The organism is Bradyrhizobium sp. CCBAU 45394 (assembly GCF_028128655.1).
GTDB classification, from domain to species: Bacteria; Pseudomonadota; Alphaproteobacteria; order Rhizobiales; family Xanthobacteraceae; genus Bradyrhizobium; species Bradyrhizobium diazoefficiens.
In genome coordinates this window covers 20,228-35,693 of the sequence record NZ_LBIX01000159.1, presented here as the reverse complement: position 1 = coordinate 35,693, position 15,466 = coordinate 20,228, and the positions used below count along the sequence as shown (strand labels likewise).

Genomic DNA, 15,466 nt, shown 5'->3' with positions numbered 1-15,466 from the left:
GGTCTTCAGTTGTTGGGCGATGCATCGTCTTCGACAAGACGCACGCCGAGGACACAGATATCACCATCCAGAACTGCCAACGCGATCGGTGTGAGCGCTCTACCTTGACATGGACCTTCGACGCACCGCCCGGTGCCGAGTTCGAAGGTCGAACCGTGCTTGCCGCACATCAGCCGGATACCGAATGGATCGAGGAATTCGTTCCGCTCCCAGTCCAAATTGACCCTGTTGTGCGGGCATTTATTGACATAGCCAAGCACCTTTTTGCCCCAGCGCACCACAATGATGGACCACGGCCGGTGAGTGCCGTCATCATCGACGACAATAAGATGAAATCCCATGGCCTGGCGGCTCGGAATGTGGTTAAAGCCGCAAATCGCATAGATGGCATCTGGCTGCATTCATCGCTCGTTTATTGCAAGACGTTCTTCACTGTCGCTGTGCAAACAATCCTGCAAGAACCGTACAAGTGCCGGAACGGCTCGCGTTTCTGACAATCCAACGCAAGCTTCGCCATTGCCGCACACCTCATTGGCCCGGGCGCATAATTCAGACCAATTCGCACGAGCATTGAGCCTTGTTGCCCTTTCCATGCTGGCTGCGCAGCTGCAGCTTTCGCGCTCCAACCTTTCTCAGCTAAACGCGGTGGCTGGTCGTTGCTGCTCGTTGATCGCGACGCTGTGGAAGGCCCGGTTACGATGCCCTCGGATGGGGTATCCCACCGCGGCATCCCAAGTGCCTTCGCAGAAAGGTTGAACGCTCGCTTCCAGCCAGTGAGGGGCGCACGCGGCGAGCGTGTGCCTCCTTTAGGCTAAGACCGTTGCGCCCGCGCGTGGAACGGCGAAATGTCCGTCATTTCAGGCCCGGTGCTGCTGCTGCAGCCACTGTGCTCCACGCTGAGCCCCATAAGAGCGCGCTCCAAGTAATAATGAAGGGTTATCGTCCGAGGAATCCGTCTCGCAGCTTCCCTCAGTATCGATAGCACTGCCTTCAGCTTTCGAAAGATACTTCGTAGGCCTGTCGACCCGCTGCCACGGAAACCAGAGAGCATGGCGCCGTTGTTTCGGATGACGACTCACCTGGCTCCATGCCTGCAACTGTTTCCGCAAAGCGCAGGCTATCTCCGCCTTCTCCCGATTCATTAGCTTGGCCAGCGCTTGTGGAGCAGAACTTCCGCTCGGTGCTTTTGCCGCGTGCTCGAGGCGTCCACAAACTCGCATACGCAATTGCACCGTCCATCCAATTCCGGCAGCGCCATCCGGTCCCCAGTGGAGAATTGCGGAGGACACAGGTGCCGCCATCACATGCACTTCAGCGCGATCGGCAATGATCGGGCAGACAATGTCCACGCCCGGCGCACCGCGGCCGATTTACGCTCCTGCCCATCCCGCAACCGGGCAGGCCACAGGATAAGATAGGCACCATTGGCTCCGCAGGAACGTCCCCTACTTCGGAAACCAGCAATTCGCAATCTATGAAGACCACGAAGGCAGTTTGATCACCCGCCCAGCGTAAAGGCCAGGGCGCTTTCGCGATAACGTGGACCCTGCGATAGGAGAGCGATTAGCGCCACTCAGTCGGTATGGCTTGCCTCGGGACTAAGCAGATCGTTCCGTCTTGCTGTTCAGTGAAAGATCGGGGCCATTCGAGCCCGCCGCCCGAGTCTCCGTTGCGGGTTTACCCGATCACCAACGAGTCTTCCTATATCTCGCCTGCTGCTGCGAGAGAGAGAGAGAGAGCGCCGCCTTCGCTCACGCAGCTTCCGCTGCGGCTGAAATGTGGGTCTGGCAGTTGGCCGGACAAACCCTGGCACATGCACCGCAGCCGATGCAAGCGCCCGAATCGTTCAGAACCATGATCTTCTTTTCGATTTCATCGTCCTCGTCATTGTCGAGGTCGACAAGTTCCCCCTCCTCGTTCGTTCCTTTCAAGGTCATGACATCTCGACCGCACACCTTGAAACAGCGGCCACAGCCGATGCACTTCTTGCTATTGATCGAGATCAGATATTCTGGCGTCCAGTCGCGTCCATCGCGCGTTGCAAATGACATGGGTCGGGCCCCCTTTTAAGTATCTTCCAGCGCTTTCAAATCAAGGGTCTTGCGCTCAAGTTCGGCATAGGCATTGTGCGCCTTCTGCGCCACCACCATGATCGAGGTCCAGTTGACTGGCAATTCTTCCGAAAGGTCGTGCAGATCCATCTTGGCTTGTATCGCCTTGGCAGACAGCTTCTTTAGTTCTGTCTTCAGTGTTTCACGATCGCCCATGAGTGTCCTCAATAGTTCGCCACGTCCGGAAATTTCCGAATCAGGTCGATTCCGTCGCTGACATATTTGTCGCCCTCCTGCGCGAGCTTTACGAAATTATCGAAGCCGAAGCGATGCACATCGCGCAGCTGCTTGTTTACGGCGATCAGCCGGCCTCCGATCAGCACCACGCGGCCGAAGCCTTCACGATGCAGCTTCAGAATCGGCTGGATCATCACGCCGGTCACCCTCTCGATCGAGAGCGCGACCGCATCGAAGAATAGCTCAAGCCGCCACAGTGTATCGGGATCAGGATCACCGATAATCGGCAATGCGCGCCGCTTCTCCTTGTCCAGAATATAGGGTTCGAGCAGGTCGAGATCGCTCTTCGCCTCCCAGGCTCCGTTGGTATCCTGAGCGCGCCAAATCTTGATCAACTCCATGAGGAACGGCGCGTCCACGGCACTGCCCTGCTGCTCTATTTTTGTGGTCATATCACCTCATTCGTCGAACTCGAACGTACGCCGTCGGTCCTTTGCCATGGCCTTGCGCAGCCAGGGAGGTGGCGTGCCCTTCAGTACGCGCTCGAGTTTTTCGAGCAACACCAGAATGCTTTCTGGCTTATTCACCTTGATAGGATGGATCTTGTTGGCCACCACTCGCGCAGCCCCGGCACCGCCAATGGCGGCGACGTAAAGGATTGCGCAATCCTTGATCGCCTCGATCTTCGGCGCCAACTTGTCGTCGTTGCCGTCTTCCTTAAGATCGCCCTCAAACTCAATCGCTTTGAGAAACACGTGCCCGCCAGGCGTGACATCGTAGATTGCGATATTCTTTGCCCAACCAAAATGGGCATCGACGCGTCTCAGGTCTTGAGTGGCAAACGCGACCTTCATGCAGTCGACCTCTCAGCTGCGCCGGTGGAGCTGCGATACCCCGAGCATCGTGGCGATCCGGGCGCAGTCCGCCATCTATCGGGCGTAGGCCGATCGTTCTCCTCGCGGTGCGCAATCACGAGATTGGCGATATCGAAGATCAGATTGCGGGTACCACGATAGCCCACGGATAGTTGGTGGCCCGCGCCAAGTCGATCGAACATCGGAAAACCGGTACGATAGAACGGGACTTTCAGCCGAGCCGCCGCTTGCCTGCCATGCGAATGCGTGATCAGCAGGTCGCAATGCCTTGTTTCAGCAAGCCCTTCCAGATCCTCCAGATCGCCAATGAGTACCTCCTTGGTCTTGATCCGCTCGATCACCTCCGACTGAGTGGTCGTCACGGCCGCGGTCACCTGCGCGCCCATGTCGTGCAGCATGCCGGACAGATCAAACAGGAGGTCTGGCTCAGCGCCGATTGCAAGTTTGCGACCGCCAATATGGAAGTGCGCGTCCAGCATTGCATCGGCGAGCTGACCGCGCTGGCGCCGATATTTCAATGGTATGGGGCGGCCGCTGATCTCGCTCAAGAACATCATAAATTCGTCGTTCGGACAGAGACCACACAGCCGCTCGAAGACACGAAAAGGAACGCCGGTCTTGACCTGCATGACCTCTGCCGCTCGCTGCATCTGCGCGCCGATTGCAATCGTCCATCCGGCGCGGCCCATGCTCGCAATTTCGTCGACGCCGATGCCGCCGATGGTCGTTGGCGTAAACTCATCGGGGATATGCCCATCGAGCGATCCCGCCAGGTCAGGGAGGAAGGATGGGCACAACCCGAAATCCTCCAGTATGACACGGAGTTCATCAAGGTCGCCGGGCGTGAGGTGACATCCCGGCAGAACATTCACCTTCGATTGATCCCGCAGGCCATTGGTGTTGGGCCCTTCCACCAGCACCTCCACAATGCGCGCCACAGCTCTCTCCCAGCCGTCCTGGAACGCGCCCTTGAAATCAGGCGTCGAGACATACACCAGTGGCAACTTTGCGAGTTGCGGATGCTTGCTCCGGATTAGCTTGAGGTAGGCATCCACATCGTCGCCGTTGGTCTCAGTGACACCGGTCGAGCAGATTCCGATGATCTTTGGCTTGGCACGGTTGTAGATGTTCAGTATCGCCTGCTCGAGATTCTCATAGCCGCCGAGTACGGTCGCGACCTCACTCATCGCGGTGGTCTGCAGCGGTACTGCCTCTTTGAAATGCCGGACAAAGAGCGTGAGCCCGAAGGATGTGCACCCCTGGGAACCGTGCAGGAGCGGCATGGCCCCGCGCAGCCCCATGAAGGCGAATGCGCCGCCGATCGGCTGACTCATCTTCAGCGGGTTGACAGCGCAGGCTTTTGTCGGCGCCGTGACGATGGCCATGACGCCTCCCTATTCTGCGGCCTGTCGAATGGCAGATGGCTCGGACACCAAGATACCTTCGATGCGTCTTTGGCAGCAGCCACCGACCGCATTGGTATGCTCTCTGACCGCTGCGACGCTCCTGAGGCCGTGCGCGTAGATTGCATCCTCGATCGTGCCCAGATCGACCTTGTTACACACGCAGATCTTCCTCGCGCGGCGCGCGGTTTCGGCGAGCGCCGGATCGCGGGCGATCGCGGCCACCGGCGATTGCATCTGCTCCATCGCCTTGGCCAATGCCTCCCATGGTGCCGGTCGACGTAGCTGCTCCCACATCGGACTGGAGAGCGACTTATCGATCTCCTCCACCAGCTTGACCATTCCGACATAGCCCATATAGGCGTGGCAACGCTCCTGGTTGATATCGAGCCAGGGCATCGCCGCTTTCAGCGCGACGAACTGCGACTTGCCGCCCGATAGCATGATGTGCGCGTTTGCGTCCTTCAGCATCTTGTACATTTCGCGCGGCGTCATGTCCTCGATCATGTGGGCATCCTGCCCCATGAGCTCCTTGATGCGCTCTTTGTCTTTCCTGGTTGATTTCTTCACACTGGTTCCGACTACCTCAAGCCCGGCTTCCTGGAGTGCCGCAACGACCGACCATGACTTGACGCCGCCGGTAATCAACAAGGCCTTCTTGCCTTCGAATCGTGGCTTGTACGGCTCGATTGCAGCCCAGGCCCAAGCTTCCTCGCGCGCGATCACCGCTTCGGTGCGCCCGAGCAGATCTGTCGGCGCGCCGCGTTCAACCAATAAGCGGGCAAGCTGGCGCAGCGATTCGCTCGAGTCTTGAATACCGTAGAACGACCCCTCGAAGAACGGGATCCTGTAGCGTTGCTCCATCTTGCGTGCGACATTGATCATGGACTTTGAGCATACCAACATCGCCGCCCGCGCGCGATGAGATGAAGCGACTTCGCGATATTTGCCATCGCCGGAGATGCAGGAGAGAATCCGTACTCCAAGCTCGTCTAGCAATGGCTTCACCTGCCAGAGCTCTCCCGAAAGGTTGTATTCCCCGATCAGGTTGATATCGTACGGCGTGGTGTAGTCCGGTTCTTGCGTCCCGATCACATAGTCGAGCAAGGCCTCGCCAGCAAGCTTGTTACCGAGGTTCTTCGAGCCGACGAAGCCCGGGGAGTTGATCGGGATCACCGGCTTTGCGAACCTTTCAGATGCTGCCTTACAGACTGCGTTGATGTCGTCGCCGATCATCGCCGGGATGCAGGTTTGATAGACGAAGATGGCGGGCGGGTCGCACTTGTCGATGATCTCCTTGATCGCTTTGCAGAGCCGCTTCTCGCCTCCGAATACAATATCGGTTTCGCTCAAATCGGTTGTAAATGCCGTGCGCCACAGATTCGAGCCGGACGACGCCGCGCCGCGATTGTCCCAGGAATTACCTTCGCACGCGATCGGACCATGCACCAAGTGAGCGACGTCGGTGAACGGCTGCAGCGCAATCTTGGCGCCATCGAAAGCACAGCCGCCGGCAGCGCTACCCGGCTGGAGCTGTTTGGTGCAGCCCTTCTTGCGTTCAGCCTCCGACTTACTGCCATTCTCGGCGCAGCCCGGCTCGTCGAAAATATTCTGGACCGTGGCCGCTAGTGAACTCATCCTTTTTTCCTCTCAGCGCGCACTAGTTACAAGGTCAACCGTCGTGTGCTTGTGCCATCGGAGCTAGGGCGATGGCGCGCGCACAGTCGCTCATCAACGAATGATGTCGAAGCTGTAGTCAGTTTTGCCGACAACGTTGGTCTTCTTGTCGATCTCGTCGAAGATCTTGTCCAGGATCTTCACCAGCACATTCAGGCCGCCCTGATAGCCCCATAGGGGGGAGCGGTGATGGTGATGCCGATCAAAAACCGGAAAGCCGATGCGGATCAGTGGCGTTCCAGTATCACGCTCCAGGTACTTGCCATAGGTGTTGCCAATCAGAAAATCGACCGGCTCGGTGAACAGGAGTGAGCGCATGTGCCAGAGGTCTCGGCCCGGGTATGCTTGGCAGCCCTGCCCAAATGGCGAGCTTGCGAGCAGCGCCTGCATTTTTTCGAGCCACGCCTTGTTGCCGTTGGTGGACAGCACATGGGTCGGTTCGGCGCCCAGTTCGAGCAGAAACGCAGCCAACCCATAGCAAAGATCCGGATCGCCATAGATCGCGAACTTCTTGCCATGGATATGCGCGCTGGAGTCAGCGATGGCGTCGACCAGGCGGCCACGTTCTCGCGCGAGTTGCTCGGGGATCTCCTTGCCGCTGATGCGTGACAGCGCCATGATAACGTCATCCGTTGCGGATAAGCCCACCGGGTAGTTGAAGGATACAACGTCCTGGCCATGCTCAGCCACGAATGGCAGCGTTTTTTCGGTGCACCACTGCTGCATGGAGATTGTCGCCTTGGCGTGAACCGCGTTGGCCGCATCTTCCAGCGTCGTGCCACCGTCATACATCCGGAATTCGCCGTCTGTCGGAGTATCGAAGACTTCAGAATTATCGGCGAGGATTGTGTGGTGAATGCCCATCAATGCCAAGATGCGCTTGATCTCGCGGAGGTTTCCGACGGTATAGCCATCGAACCCACCAATGATGTTGATCGCCCCGTTCGGCTTGCGCTCCAGCTTCGGCGCTGTTCCGGCCTTGCCGTCCCAAAAATGCTCCAGAATGCCCTTGAGCGCATTGTCATAACCGGTGACGTGGCTGCCGACGAACGCCGGCGTGTGGGCGAACGGCACGTCGAAGTCCGCCGGAACAGAACCTTTTTCTTTTGACGTCTTGATGAAGGCGTTGAGGTCATCGCCGATCACCTCGGCCATGCAGGTCGTAGAGACCGCAATCATCTTGGGTTTGTACATGTTGTAGCTGTTCGCGAGCCCGTCGATCATGTTGTTCAGGCCGCCGAATACGGCAGCGTCTTCCGTCATCGACGAAGAGACGCAGGAGCTAGGCTCCTTGAAGTGCCGTGACAGATGGCTGCGGTAATAGGCCACGCAGCCTTGCGAGCCGTGGACGAAGGGCAGCGTGCCTTCAAAGCCAACAGAGGCGAACACGGCGCCAAGCGGCTGGCAGGCCTTGGCCGGGTTTACCGCCAGCGCCTCCCGCGCAAAGTTCTTTTCGCGATATTCGGCCGTTTTCGTCCATTCCTTGATACGTTCGACCTCGGCGGGATCGCGAGAATTCTCGAATATCTTCTTCTTGGCCAGCATCTGCTGGTATTCTGGACCGCGGAACAGTTCGAGATGATCGAGCACGTGTTCGGCACTCTGCGCCATTGTTGAAATCCTTCACTATCGAGATTGGTATCGCCCCGGCTTTCCCAGAGAGCGAGATGAGTTGCTTTATTCTGCAGCGAGGAGCTTGGCCCTCGAAGCTTCCTTCCAGGGGGCCTTCGTTTTCTTCCAGACCGGCGAGTTGACAGCCATGTCCATGTCGCGCGCAAAGATCGCAAAGCCGTCATAGCCGTGATATGGGCCCGAATAGTCCCAGGAGTGCATCTGCCGGAACGGCACACCCATCTTTTGGAAAACATATTTTTCCTTGATGCCCGAGCCGACAAGGTCAGGCTGGAGCTTTTCGACGAAGCGCTCGAACTCATAGCCATTGACGTCATCGTAGATGAGCGTGCTGTCCTTTACGTAGTGCTGAGCTGTGCGCTGATAGTCGTCGTTATGACCGAACTCGTATCCGGTGCCGATGACTTCCATCCCGAGGTCTTCGTATGCGCCAATCACATGACGCGGACGGAGCCCGCCGACGTATAGCATCACCGTCTTGCCCTCCAGGCGCGGGCGATATTTTGCGATAACGGCGTTCACCAGCGCCTGGTACTTTTCAATCACCCGCTCGGCGCCTTCCTTAATCTTGTCGTCGAAATAGCCCGCAATCTTGCGAAGCGATTCTGCGATCTTTGAAGGTCCGAAGAAGTTGTACTCGCACCACGGGATACCGAACTTCTCTTCCATGTGGCGTGAGATGTAGTTCATGGAACGGTAGCAATGCAGAATGTTGAGCTTTGCCCTCGGCGTTGCCTCGAGCTCGGCCAGTGAACCGTCACCGGACCACTGCGCGATCACCCGCAGGCCCATCTCCTCTAGCAGAATACGTGATGACCAGGCGTCGCCGCCGATATTGTAGTCTCCGATGATCGCAACATCGTACGGCGTCGGCTCAAACTTTGGTTTGCCGTCGGACTCGAGCCGGTCGAAAATCCAATCGCGCACCGCGTCGTTGGCAATGTGATGGCCTAGTGACTGCGACACGCCGCGAAAGCCCTCACAACGGACCGGCACGATGGTCTTGCCGCCGTATTCCTTGGATTTCGCTCTTGACACGGCCTCGATGTCGTCACCGATTAGTCCGATCGGGCATTCCGATTGGATCGTGATGCCGTTGTTGAGTGGAAACAGCTCCTGGATTTCGTCAAGAATTTTGACCAGCTTTTTGTCGCCACCGAAAACGATATCCTTTTCTTGGAAGTCGGAGGTGAACTGCAGGGTCACGAAGCTATCGATGCCCGTCGTGCCAACGTAATAGTTGCGTCGCGAGCCCCACGAATACTGTCCGCAGCCGACCGGGCCATGGCTGATGTGGACCATGTCCTTGATCGGTCCCCAGACTACCCCCTTTGACCCTGCATAGGCGCAGCCTCTGATCGTCATCACGCCAGGTATGGATTTGATGTTGGACTTCACTCCGCAGTCTGACTTGCCGGCTTGGTGAACGTTGAGGTGCTTGGCACGCCGTTTCGCGGTTTTCTCCGGATAGACCTTCAGCACCTCTTCGATCAGCTCTTTGTTGCGAGCCCTGATTTCTGCGATGCTCTGGGTCGTGGCGAGACTCATCTGATGTCCTTCAAAGGTTAGCTGTTGCAAGGGCGGCTTCTTGGCCGAGAGTTTTGCAACCGGCATGCCAGCGCGTCCTGAGCACATAAAAGCAGAGCGATTAAAATCGCTTAGCGCGTCTCTTGCCGGGGCACGGGGTGTTGTTGCGAACGCGACATCACGCTTTGGGCGGAGAACTCTTGGTTTGGCCCTGTCCGAAATAGAACAAGGGCCGGCTATGCGTGAAATTTGCCGCGCCCAATTCTCGATCGCGTCCACGATCGCTGAAGGCGCCGTAACAGGAAGACCGGCTGCAAGGCCGGCTGGCCGACACAGGCCTGCCCATACTATCTATGGTTGCCGAGACCTACGGGTGCTGCGATGACGATGAGGTGCACGACCATCATCCACCAGACCTCAACGCGAGCTGCCTCGCCACCTGGACGTCGTAGAGGGACGCACCGCACGTCGTCAGAACGCCGAAGCGCTTGCGCAGCGGCATCGCACATTGGATCCCCGCCCGCACCGCTACACCGGCGCGGTCGATGACGGTGGCAATATCATGCGCATGCGCACCCCTCATATCAAAGGAAATGATCGGCCCCTTTTCGGCGGAGCTCCGATCATGCGCACGCAGTTGATGTCCGCCAGCCTCTCCTGCGCGTAAGGGAGCAGTACGCTCTCGTGCCTGCGGATCTGGACCTTGCCTATTGAATTGATGTAATCGATAGCCGCGCCTAAACCGATGGCCTCGACGATCGGCGACATACCCGCTTCGAACCGGTGTGGCGGATCACCATAAATGACGCCGGAACGCGAGACCTCGCGGATCATCTCTCCGCCCGCCATTGAGGGGCGACATCGATTCCAGATGCGCAGATTTGCCCTAAAGCACACCGATCCCCGTCGGACCATAGAGTTTGTGGCCTGTCATGACGTAGAAATCGCAATCAATGTCGCAGACGTCGGCGCTCATATGGACGCATCCTTGCGAACCTTCGACGCAGCACCGAGATACCACGAGCATGCGCGATCCTCACCACGCCTTTCACCGGCAAGACTGTGGCAAGCACGTTCGACATTTGTGTGGTTGCAACCATCTTTGGTGCGCGGGGTCAGCAGTCGCTCACACTTACCGCGCAAGACGTTTCCGTCATCATCCACTGGCCCCCATTTGATCCCTGCACCGAGTCGTTCCCTGAGAAAATGCCATGGCACAATGTTGGAGTGGTGTTCCATAATCGAGAGAACGATCTCATCACCCGGGTAATGCGTTCACGGCCAAAGTCTTATCGACCAGATTGATTGCCTCCGTGGCGCTCCAGGTGAAGATGATCTCTTCGTTTAAGTGCGCGTTCACAAGCCGCGCCACCTTGGTACGGGCGCCTTCATACGCCTCGGTCGCCGCGTTTTAGCGAGGTAGTGCAAGCCGCGACGAACGTTGGCGTATTCGCTGGAGTACACCTGTATCATACGGTCAAGTACCGCGTTGGGCCTTTGTGCGGATGCAGCGTTATCGGGTGACAAGCGGCTTGCGGTACACCGTCATAGCCGCGCGGGGAAGTCCGTACCCAGACGCTTGACCTCGTAACTATCATCGCTCATCGCGGGATGAGCGCTCATCGCCACCCCTGCAGCCAGTGTTCAGCTTGCGCTGTCACAAAATCGCGCAGATTCTTGGCGGCGATCCCCTCAATCGACTCGCCAAGGAACGCTTTAATCAGCAACATCTGCGCATCCTTCTCCGATAGACCCCGCGCGCGCAGATAGAATACGAGAGCGTCGTCCAGCGCACCCGATGTCGCTCCGTGGCCGCAGGTCACGTCGTCGGCCAAGATGTCAAGTTCGGGCTTATTATCGGCCTCGGCCTGGTCGGACAGGAGCAACGCGCGCGTCGTCAGGGTGGCGTCCGTCTTCCTGGCGGCGGCACGAACGACGATTCGGCCCTGAAACACCGAGCGGCCGCAATCATCGACGACCGCGCGGAACCTCTCCCGACTGGTGCAATGTGGCACGGCGTGGTCGACCACGAACGTTGTGTCGGCGTGCAGCTTGTCCCTGATGAGATTAACCCCGTTAGCCGAGAGCTCGGCTTCCTCGCCGGCCAGCGTGATGAATCCCTGATAGCGACTGACGGAGCCGCTGCAGGTCATGCTGAAGAGGTCGAGCTTAGCCCTGGCGCCGACTGCTATGATCGCCGACGAGATGTTCACGGCGTCAGAGGCATCGGCTGCCACGCGGATAAGCGACAGGCTCGCCTCGTCACCAACCAGGGCGATTATCGCATCGTTGGCTTGATAGCCGCTCGCGCCTTCAGCCGGGACGAAACTTTCCACGATGGACGCATGCGCTCCTTTACCGAGCTGCAGATAGGAGCGTGTAAACGTGGACACCGACACTCCGGTTGCGACGTGAACGATCTGAATTGGACGCTTCACCGCATTGCCATCTGCGATCGTAATCACCAGGCCATCTGTCGCCATTGCGGCATTGAGCGAGATCGCCGCATCGCTAGTCGTCGACAGCACCAGACCGGCCATGGCCCCAGTGGCGGAATTCTCCAGAACCTCTCGCAGCGACCGCACATCGATTTTATTTTCCAGCCTGCCGAGATCGGATAGCTCTGGCGCGAATTTGCCATCCACCAAAACCAGCTTGACCGCCTGATCGGCGGCCACTTGCTTGGCCGACGCCTTTGCGCGCACCAGCGCCTTCGCATCCGGTCGCGGAGCGAGTGGCAGCACCTCGCCGATCAGGGCGCGCAGATCGGTGAATTTCCAATCCTCCATGCGCCGGTGCGGGAGGCCGGCACGCTCGTAGGCCTCGAATGCCCTGGCACGGATGTGGGGGACAGCGCCTACGCCAGGCAGCTGTCCACGCGCCGCAGCGAAAACATTGCCCATGGCGCGTCCGGCGTCAGCTTTGGCCATAACCTGCTTCATCGGGGAATTCTCCCTAGAGCCGTCAGGCCGCGTCTTCGAATTGGGCGTAGCCACCAGCCTCGAGCTCCAGCGCGAGTTCCTTGCCGCCGCTCTTCCTGATCCGCCCTTTCGCCATCACGTGCACAACGTCCGGCACGATATAGTCGAGAAGCTGCCGATAGTGAGTAATCACGATCATCGCTCGTTCCGGCGAACGCAAGGCGTTGATGCCGCTGGTGACGATACGCAGCGTGTCGATATCAAGGCCGGAATCGACCTCGTCCTGGATGCACAGACTCGGCTCGAACAACGCCATCTGCAAAATTTCGTTGCGCTTCTTCTCGCCGCCGGAGAAGCCGACATTGACGCCGCGCTTGAGCATGTCATGGGGAATGTTGAGCGAACCGGCCACCTCCCGGACTCTTTTCAGAAATTCGGGGGTGGAGAGTTCCTGTTGGTCGCGCGCCTTGCGCTGTGCGTTTAGTGCCGCCCGCAGGAAGTTCACGGTGGTCACGCCGGGGATCTCGACCGGATACTGGAATGCCAGGAACACGCCCTTGGCGGCGCGTTCATTTGGCTCCATCCTCAAGAGGTTCTCGCCCCTGAACAGGATTTGTCCGCCGGTGATCTCATAGCCTGGCTTACCGGCGATGACGTGCGAGAGCGTCGACTTGCCGGAGCCGTTCCGCCCCATGATCGCGTGCACCTCACCCGCATTGACGTTAAGATCGAGGCCGCGAATAATTTCGTGGTCTTCGATACCAACATGCAAATCTCGGATTTCGAGTAGCGCCATTCTGATCTGATCCCTGAAATGCCATGCGAATGGCGAGCCGCATTCGAGAGGGCTCGCGGAGGTTTGGTTATCCGACAGATCCCTCGAGTGAGATCGAGATCAGCTTCTGCGCCTCCACTGCGAATTCCATTGGCAGTTTTTGCAGAACGTCCTTCGCGAAGCCGTTGACGACGAGGCCAGTGGCCTGTTGCTCGGTCAAGCCTCTGTGCACACAGTAGAACAGCACGTCCTCGGAGATCTTCGAGGTCGTCGCCTCGTGCTCGAACGTCGCCGAGGAGTTCTTGGCCTCGATGTACGGCACGGTGTGCGCGCCGCATTTATCGCCGATCAGCAGCGAATCGCAGGCAGTGAAGTTGCGCGCGCCGGTCGCCTTGCGATGCGCCGTCACGAGCCCACGATAGGTGTTCTGCGACTTGCCGGCGGCAATGCCCTTGGAGATGATCCGGCTCGACGTGTTCTTACCGAGATGGATCATCTTGGTGCCCGAATCGACCTGCTGGAAGCCGTTCGAGATCGCGATCGAATAGAACTCGCCGCGCGAGTTGTCGCCGCGCAAGATGCAGCTCGGATATTTCCAGGTGATGGCGGAGCCGGTCTCGACCTGGGTCCAGGAGATCTTTGAGTGGTTGCCGCGGCAGTCGCCACGCTTGGTGACGAAATTGTAGATGCCGCCCTTGCCTTCCGAATTGCCCGGGTACCAGTTCTGCACCGTCGAATATTTGATCTCGGCGTCGTCATGCGCGACGAGCTCGACCACGGCGGCGTGCAGCTGGTTCTCGTCGCGCTGCGGCGCGGTGCAGCCTTCGAGATAGGAGACGTAGGAGCCCTTGTCGGCGATGATCAGCGTGCGCTCGAACTGGCCGGTGTTGCGTTCGTTGATGCGGAAATAGGTTGACAGCTCCATCGGGCAGCGCACGCCCGGCGGCACGTAGACGAACGAGCCGTCGGAGAACACCGCCGAGTTCAGCGTCGCGTAGAAATTGTCGGAGGTCGGAACCACCGAGCCGAGATACTTCTGCACCAGTTCGGGATGCTCGCGGATCGCCTCCGAGATCGGCATGAAGATCACGCCGGCCTTCTTCAGCTCTGCCTTGAAGGTCGTGGCAACGGACACCGAGTCGAACACCGCGTCGACCGCGATCTTGCGGCGGGCCGGGTCTTCCTCGCCCACCTTGGGCTCGACGCCTTCGAGCATGGCGACTTCCCGCAAGGGAATGCCGAGCTTCTCGTAGGTCTTCAGGATCTCCGGATCGATCTCGTCGAGCGAGGTGATCGACTTCTTCGGCTTCGGCGCCGAATAATAATAGAGATCCTGGAAGTCGATCTTGGGATAGTCGACGCGGGCCCAGGTCGGCTCGGTCATGGTCAGCCAGCGCCGATAGGCCTCGAGCCGCCACTGGAGCATCCAGGCGGGTTCGTTCTTCTTTTCGGAGATGAACTTGACGGTCTCTTCCGACAATCCCTTGGGGGCCTTGTCGGACTCGATCAGGGTCTCAAACCCATAACGATACTGATCGACGTCGATGCGCTTCACGCGCTCGACGGTCTCTTGTACAGCTACCATTGCCCGCTCCGCTCGCGCAAGGACAACGGCCGCCGGCGACGATTGCGCGGCGCCCTCTCCGAGTGGATCGCGCGAATCACGGCCAACTCGGGACCAGCCAGTGAGAGAAACAGGAGGTGGATCCAAAGGGCGGCGGCTGTCGATAGCGTCTTCATCATGTTTCGCGTCGGAGCTCCTCTCATCGGCTACCTATGCCGGCACGCAGGTATCAGGCACCGGGCAAACGACGGCGCATTGCGGCGCGTCAAAATGCCCTTCACATTGGGTACACTGGGTCGGATTGATCACATATATGTCGTTCTTCAGGCTGATCGCAGCATTGGGACATTCGAACTCACACGCACCACAGACGGTGCACTGGGATGCGATTATCTTGTAGGCCATCACTGCGCTTCCATGAGCAAAAAGGTGCGGGACAGCTTCTTGCTTTCAAGTCTTGTGCCAGACAGTTTAACCTTGATTTGTCTCGGCTATTTTCGACAACGCAAGTCGCCGCCTCGACACGGTGTCGCAAATCCTACAATCGGCATGACAGCTGCTGATCTCGATGCCGTCGTTTGCGCATGGTCGATCTCCCGGCAGTCAGCCGATCAGGTGAACCGCGTTCGCCAGCACGAGGGAGCGATCTGCGATCCTAGCCGCGGTGCGGCGGCTACGATCGATGCGCCGCGCCACTTCACGTCAGGTCGACCGCGAGCCGCATCTTGTTGGTTCCCCACCCGGGACGGCGGCGGCTTCGGCGACAGCACCACGATGAACAACCGGCGCAGTCGTCACCGGCTT

At 58.7% G+C, this 15,466-nt stretch carries 13 protein-coding genes and 1 pseudogene; all 14 read right to left on the bottom strand.

From position 1 onward, the window contains the following. Positions 1-5 precede the first annotated feature (5 nt). The 14 genes and pseudogenes from WN73_RS18725 to WN73_RS18660 all read right to left on the bottom strand — a co-directional run bounded on the left by WN73_RS18725 (position 6) and on the right by WN73_RS18660 (position 15,067). On the bottom strand, positions 6-401 hold the full coding sequence (locus WN73_RS18725) for a Rieske (2Fe-2S) protein (RefSeq protein ID WP_271554221.1): 396 nt from the start codon (positions 399-401) through the stop codon (positions 6-8). 1,350 nt (positions 402-1,751) lie between these two features. Then, complete coding sequence (gene fdxB, locus WN73_RS18720; RefSeq protein ID WP_097669288.1) at positions 1,752-2,051, bottom strand: ferredoxin III, nif-specific; 300 nt, start codon at positions 2,049-2,051, stop codon at positions 1,752-1,754. A gap of 15 nt (positions 2,052-2,066) precedes the next feature. Next, on the bottom strand, positions 2,067-2,267 hold the full coding sequence (locus tag WN73_RS18715; protein ID WP_097669289.1) for a CCE_0567 family metalloprotein: 201 nt from the start codon (positions 2,265-2,267) through the stop codon (positions 2,067-2,069). Between the two features lie 8 nt (positions 2,268-2,275). Further along, positions 2,276-2,740, bottom strand: a complete 465-nt coding sequence (locus WN73_RS18710) for a NifX-associated nitrogen fixation protein (protein WP_097669290.1) — start codon at positions 2,738-2,740, stop codon at positions 2,276-2,278. 6 nt (positions 2,741-2,746) lie between these two features. Then, positions 2,747-3,142 carry a nitrogen fixation protein NifX gene (nifX, locus tag WN73_RS18705; protein WP_097669291.1) on the bottom strand — a complete coding sequence of 132 codons (396 nt, stop codon included), beginning with the start codon at positions 3,140-3,142 and terminating at the stop codon, positions 2,747-2,749. Continuing rightward, positions 3,139-4,548, bottom strand: a complete 1,410-nt coding sequence (gene nifN / locus WN73_RS18700; RefSeq protein WP_271554215.1) for a nitrogenase iron-molybdenum cofactor biosynthesis protein NifN — start codon at positions 4,546-4,548, stop codon at positions 3,139-3,141. Before nifN ends, nifX begins: the two co-directional genes overlap by 4 nt. Positions 4,549-4,557: 9 nt before the next feature. Beyond that, positions 4,558-6,204 carry a nitrogenase iron-molybdenum cofactor biosynthesis protein NifE gene (nifE, locus tag WN73_RS18695; RefSeq protein WP_097669293.1) on the bottom strand — a complete coding sequence of 549 codons (1,647 nt, stop codon included), beginning with the start codon at positions 6,202-6,204 and terminating at the stop codon, positions 4,558-4,560. Positions 6,205-6,297: 93 nt separating this feature from the next. After that, on the bottom strand, positions 6,298-7,854 hold the full coding sequence (gene nifK, locus WN73_RS18690) for a nitrogenase molybdenum-iron protein subunit beta (RefSeq protein ID WP_097669294.1): 1,557 nt from the start codon (positions 7,852-7,854) through the stop codon (positions 6,298-6,300). Positions 7,855-7,920: 66 nt separating this feature from the next. Further along, the gene (gene nifD / locus WN73_RS18685; protein ID WP_097669312.1) at positions 7,921-9,423 is read right to left on the bottom strand and encodes a nitrogenase molybdenum-iron protein alpha chain; all 1,503 of its coding nucleotides are present in this window, start codon (positions 9,421-9,423) and stop codon (positions 7,921-7,923) included. Between the two features lie 433 nt (positions 9,424-9,856). After that, positions 9,857-11,025 (bottom strand): annotated as a pseudogene (locus WN73_RS18680) (cysteine desulfurase); the annotation flags it as partial. Beyond that, a complete protein-coding gene (sufD, locus tag WN73_RS18675) occupies positions 11,022-12,344 on the bottom strand; it encodes a Fe-S cluster assembly protein SufD (RefSeq protein ID WP_097669295.1) in 1,323 nt (440 codons plus the stop codon). The gene sufD and the pseudogene WN73_RS18680, both read right to left, overlap by 4 nt. A gap of 22 nt (positions 12,345-12,366) precedes the next feature. Then, entirely contained in the window at positions 12,367-13,119 is a 753-nt protein-coding gene (gene sufC, locus WN73_RS18670; protein WP_271554210.1) for a Fe-S cluster assembly ATPase SufC, read from the bottom strand. Between the two features lie 67 nt (positions 13,120-13,186). After that, entirely contained in the window at positions 13,187-14,683 is a 1,497-nt protein-coding gene (gene sufB / locus WN73_RS18665; RefSeq protein ID WP_097669297.1) for a Fe-S cluster assembly protein SufB, read from the bottom strand. Positions 14,684-14,872: 189 nt separating this feature from the next. After that, positions 14,873-15,067 carry a 4Fe-4S binding protein gene (locus WN73_RS18660; RefSeq protein ID WP_035730311.1) on the bottom strand — a complete coding sequence of 65 codons (195 nt, stop codon included), beginning with the start codon at positions 15,065-15,067 and terminating at the stop codon, positions 14,873-14,875. Between the last annotated feature and the right edge of the window lie 399 nt (positions 15,068-15,466).

Bases quoted from the DNA above. Each gene is read 5' to 3' on its own strand.
- WN73_RS18725 (WP_271554221.1), bottom strand. From the start codon at position 401: ATGCAGCCAGATGCCATCTATGCGATTTGCGGCTTTAACCACATTCCG.
- fdxB (WP_097669288.1), bottom strand. From the start codon at position 2,051: ATGTCATTTGCAACGCGCGATGGACGCGACTGGACGCCAGAATATCTG.
- WN73_RS18715 (WP_097669289.1), bottom strand. From the start codon at position 2,267: ATGGGCGATCGTGAAACACTGAAGACAGAACTAAAGAAGCTGTCTGCC.
- WN73_RS18710 (WP_097669290.1), bottom strand. From the start codon at position 2,740: ATGACCACAAAAATAGAGCAGCAGGGCAGTGCCGTGGACGCGCCGTTC.
- nifX (WP_097669291.1), bottom strand. From the start codon at position 3,142: ATGAAGGTCGCGTTTGCCACTCAAGACCTGAGACGCGTCGATGCCCAT.
- nifN (WP_271554215.1), bottom strand. From the start codon at position 4,548: ATGGCCATCGTCACGGCGCCGACAAAAGCCTGCGCTGTCAACCCGCTG.
- nifE (WP_097669293.1), bottom strand. From the start codon at position 6,204: ATGAGTTCACTAGCGGCCACGGTCCAGAATATTTTCGACGAGCCGGGC.
- nifK (WP_097669294.1), bottom strand. From the start codon at position 7,854: ATGGCGCAGAGTGCCGAACACGTGCTCGATCATCTCGAACTGTTCCGC.
- nifD (WP_097669312.1), bottom strand. From the start codon at position 9,423: ATGAGTCTCGCCACGACCCAGAGCATCGCAGAAATCAGGGCTCGCAAC.
- sufD (WP_097669295.1), bottom strand. From the start codon at position 12,344: ATGAAGCAGGTTATGGCCAAAGCTGACGCCGGACGCGCCATGGGCAAT.
- sufC (WP_271554210.1), bottom strand. From the start codon at position 13,119: ATGGCGCTACTCGAAATCCGAGATTTGCATGTTGGTATCGAAGACCAC.
- sufB (WP_097669297.1), bottom strand. From the start codon at position 14,683: ATGGTAGCTGTACAAGAGACCGTCGAGCGCGTGAAGCGCATCGACGTC.
- WN73_RS18660 (WP_035730311.1), bottom strand. From the start codon at position 15,067: ATGGCCTACAAGATAATCGCATCCCAGTGCACCGTCTGTGGTGCGTGT.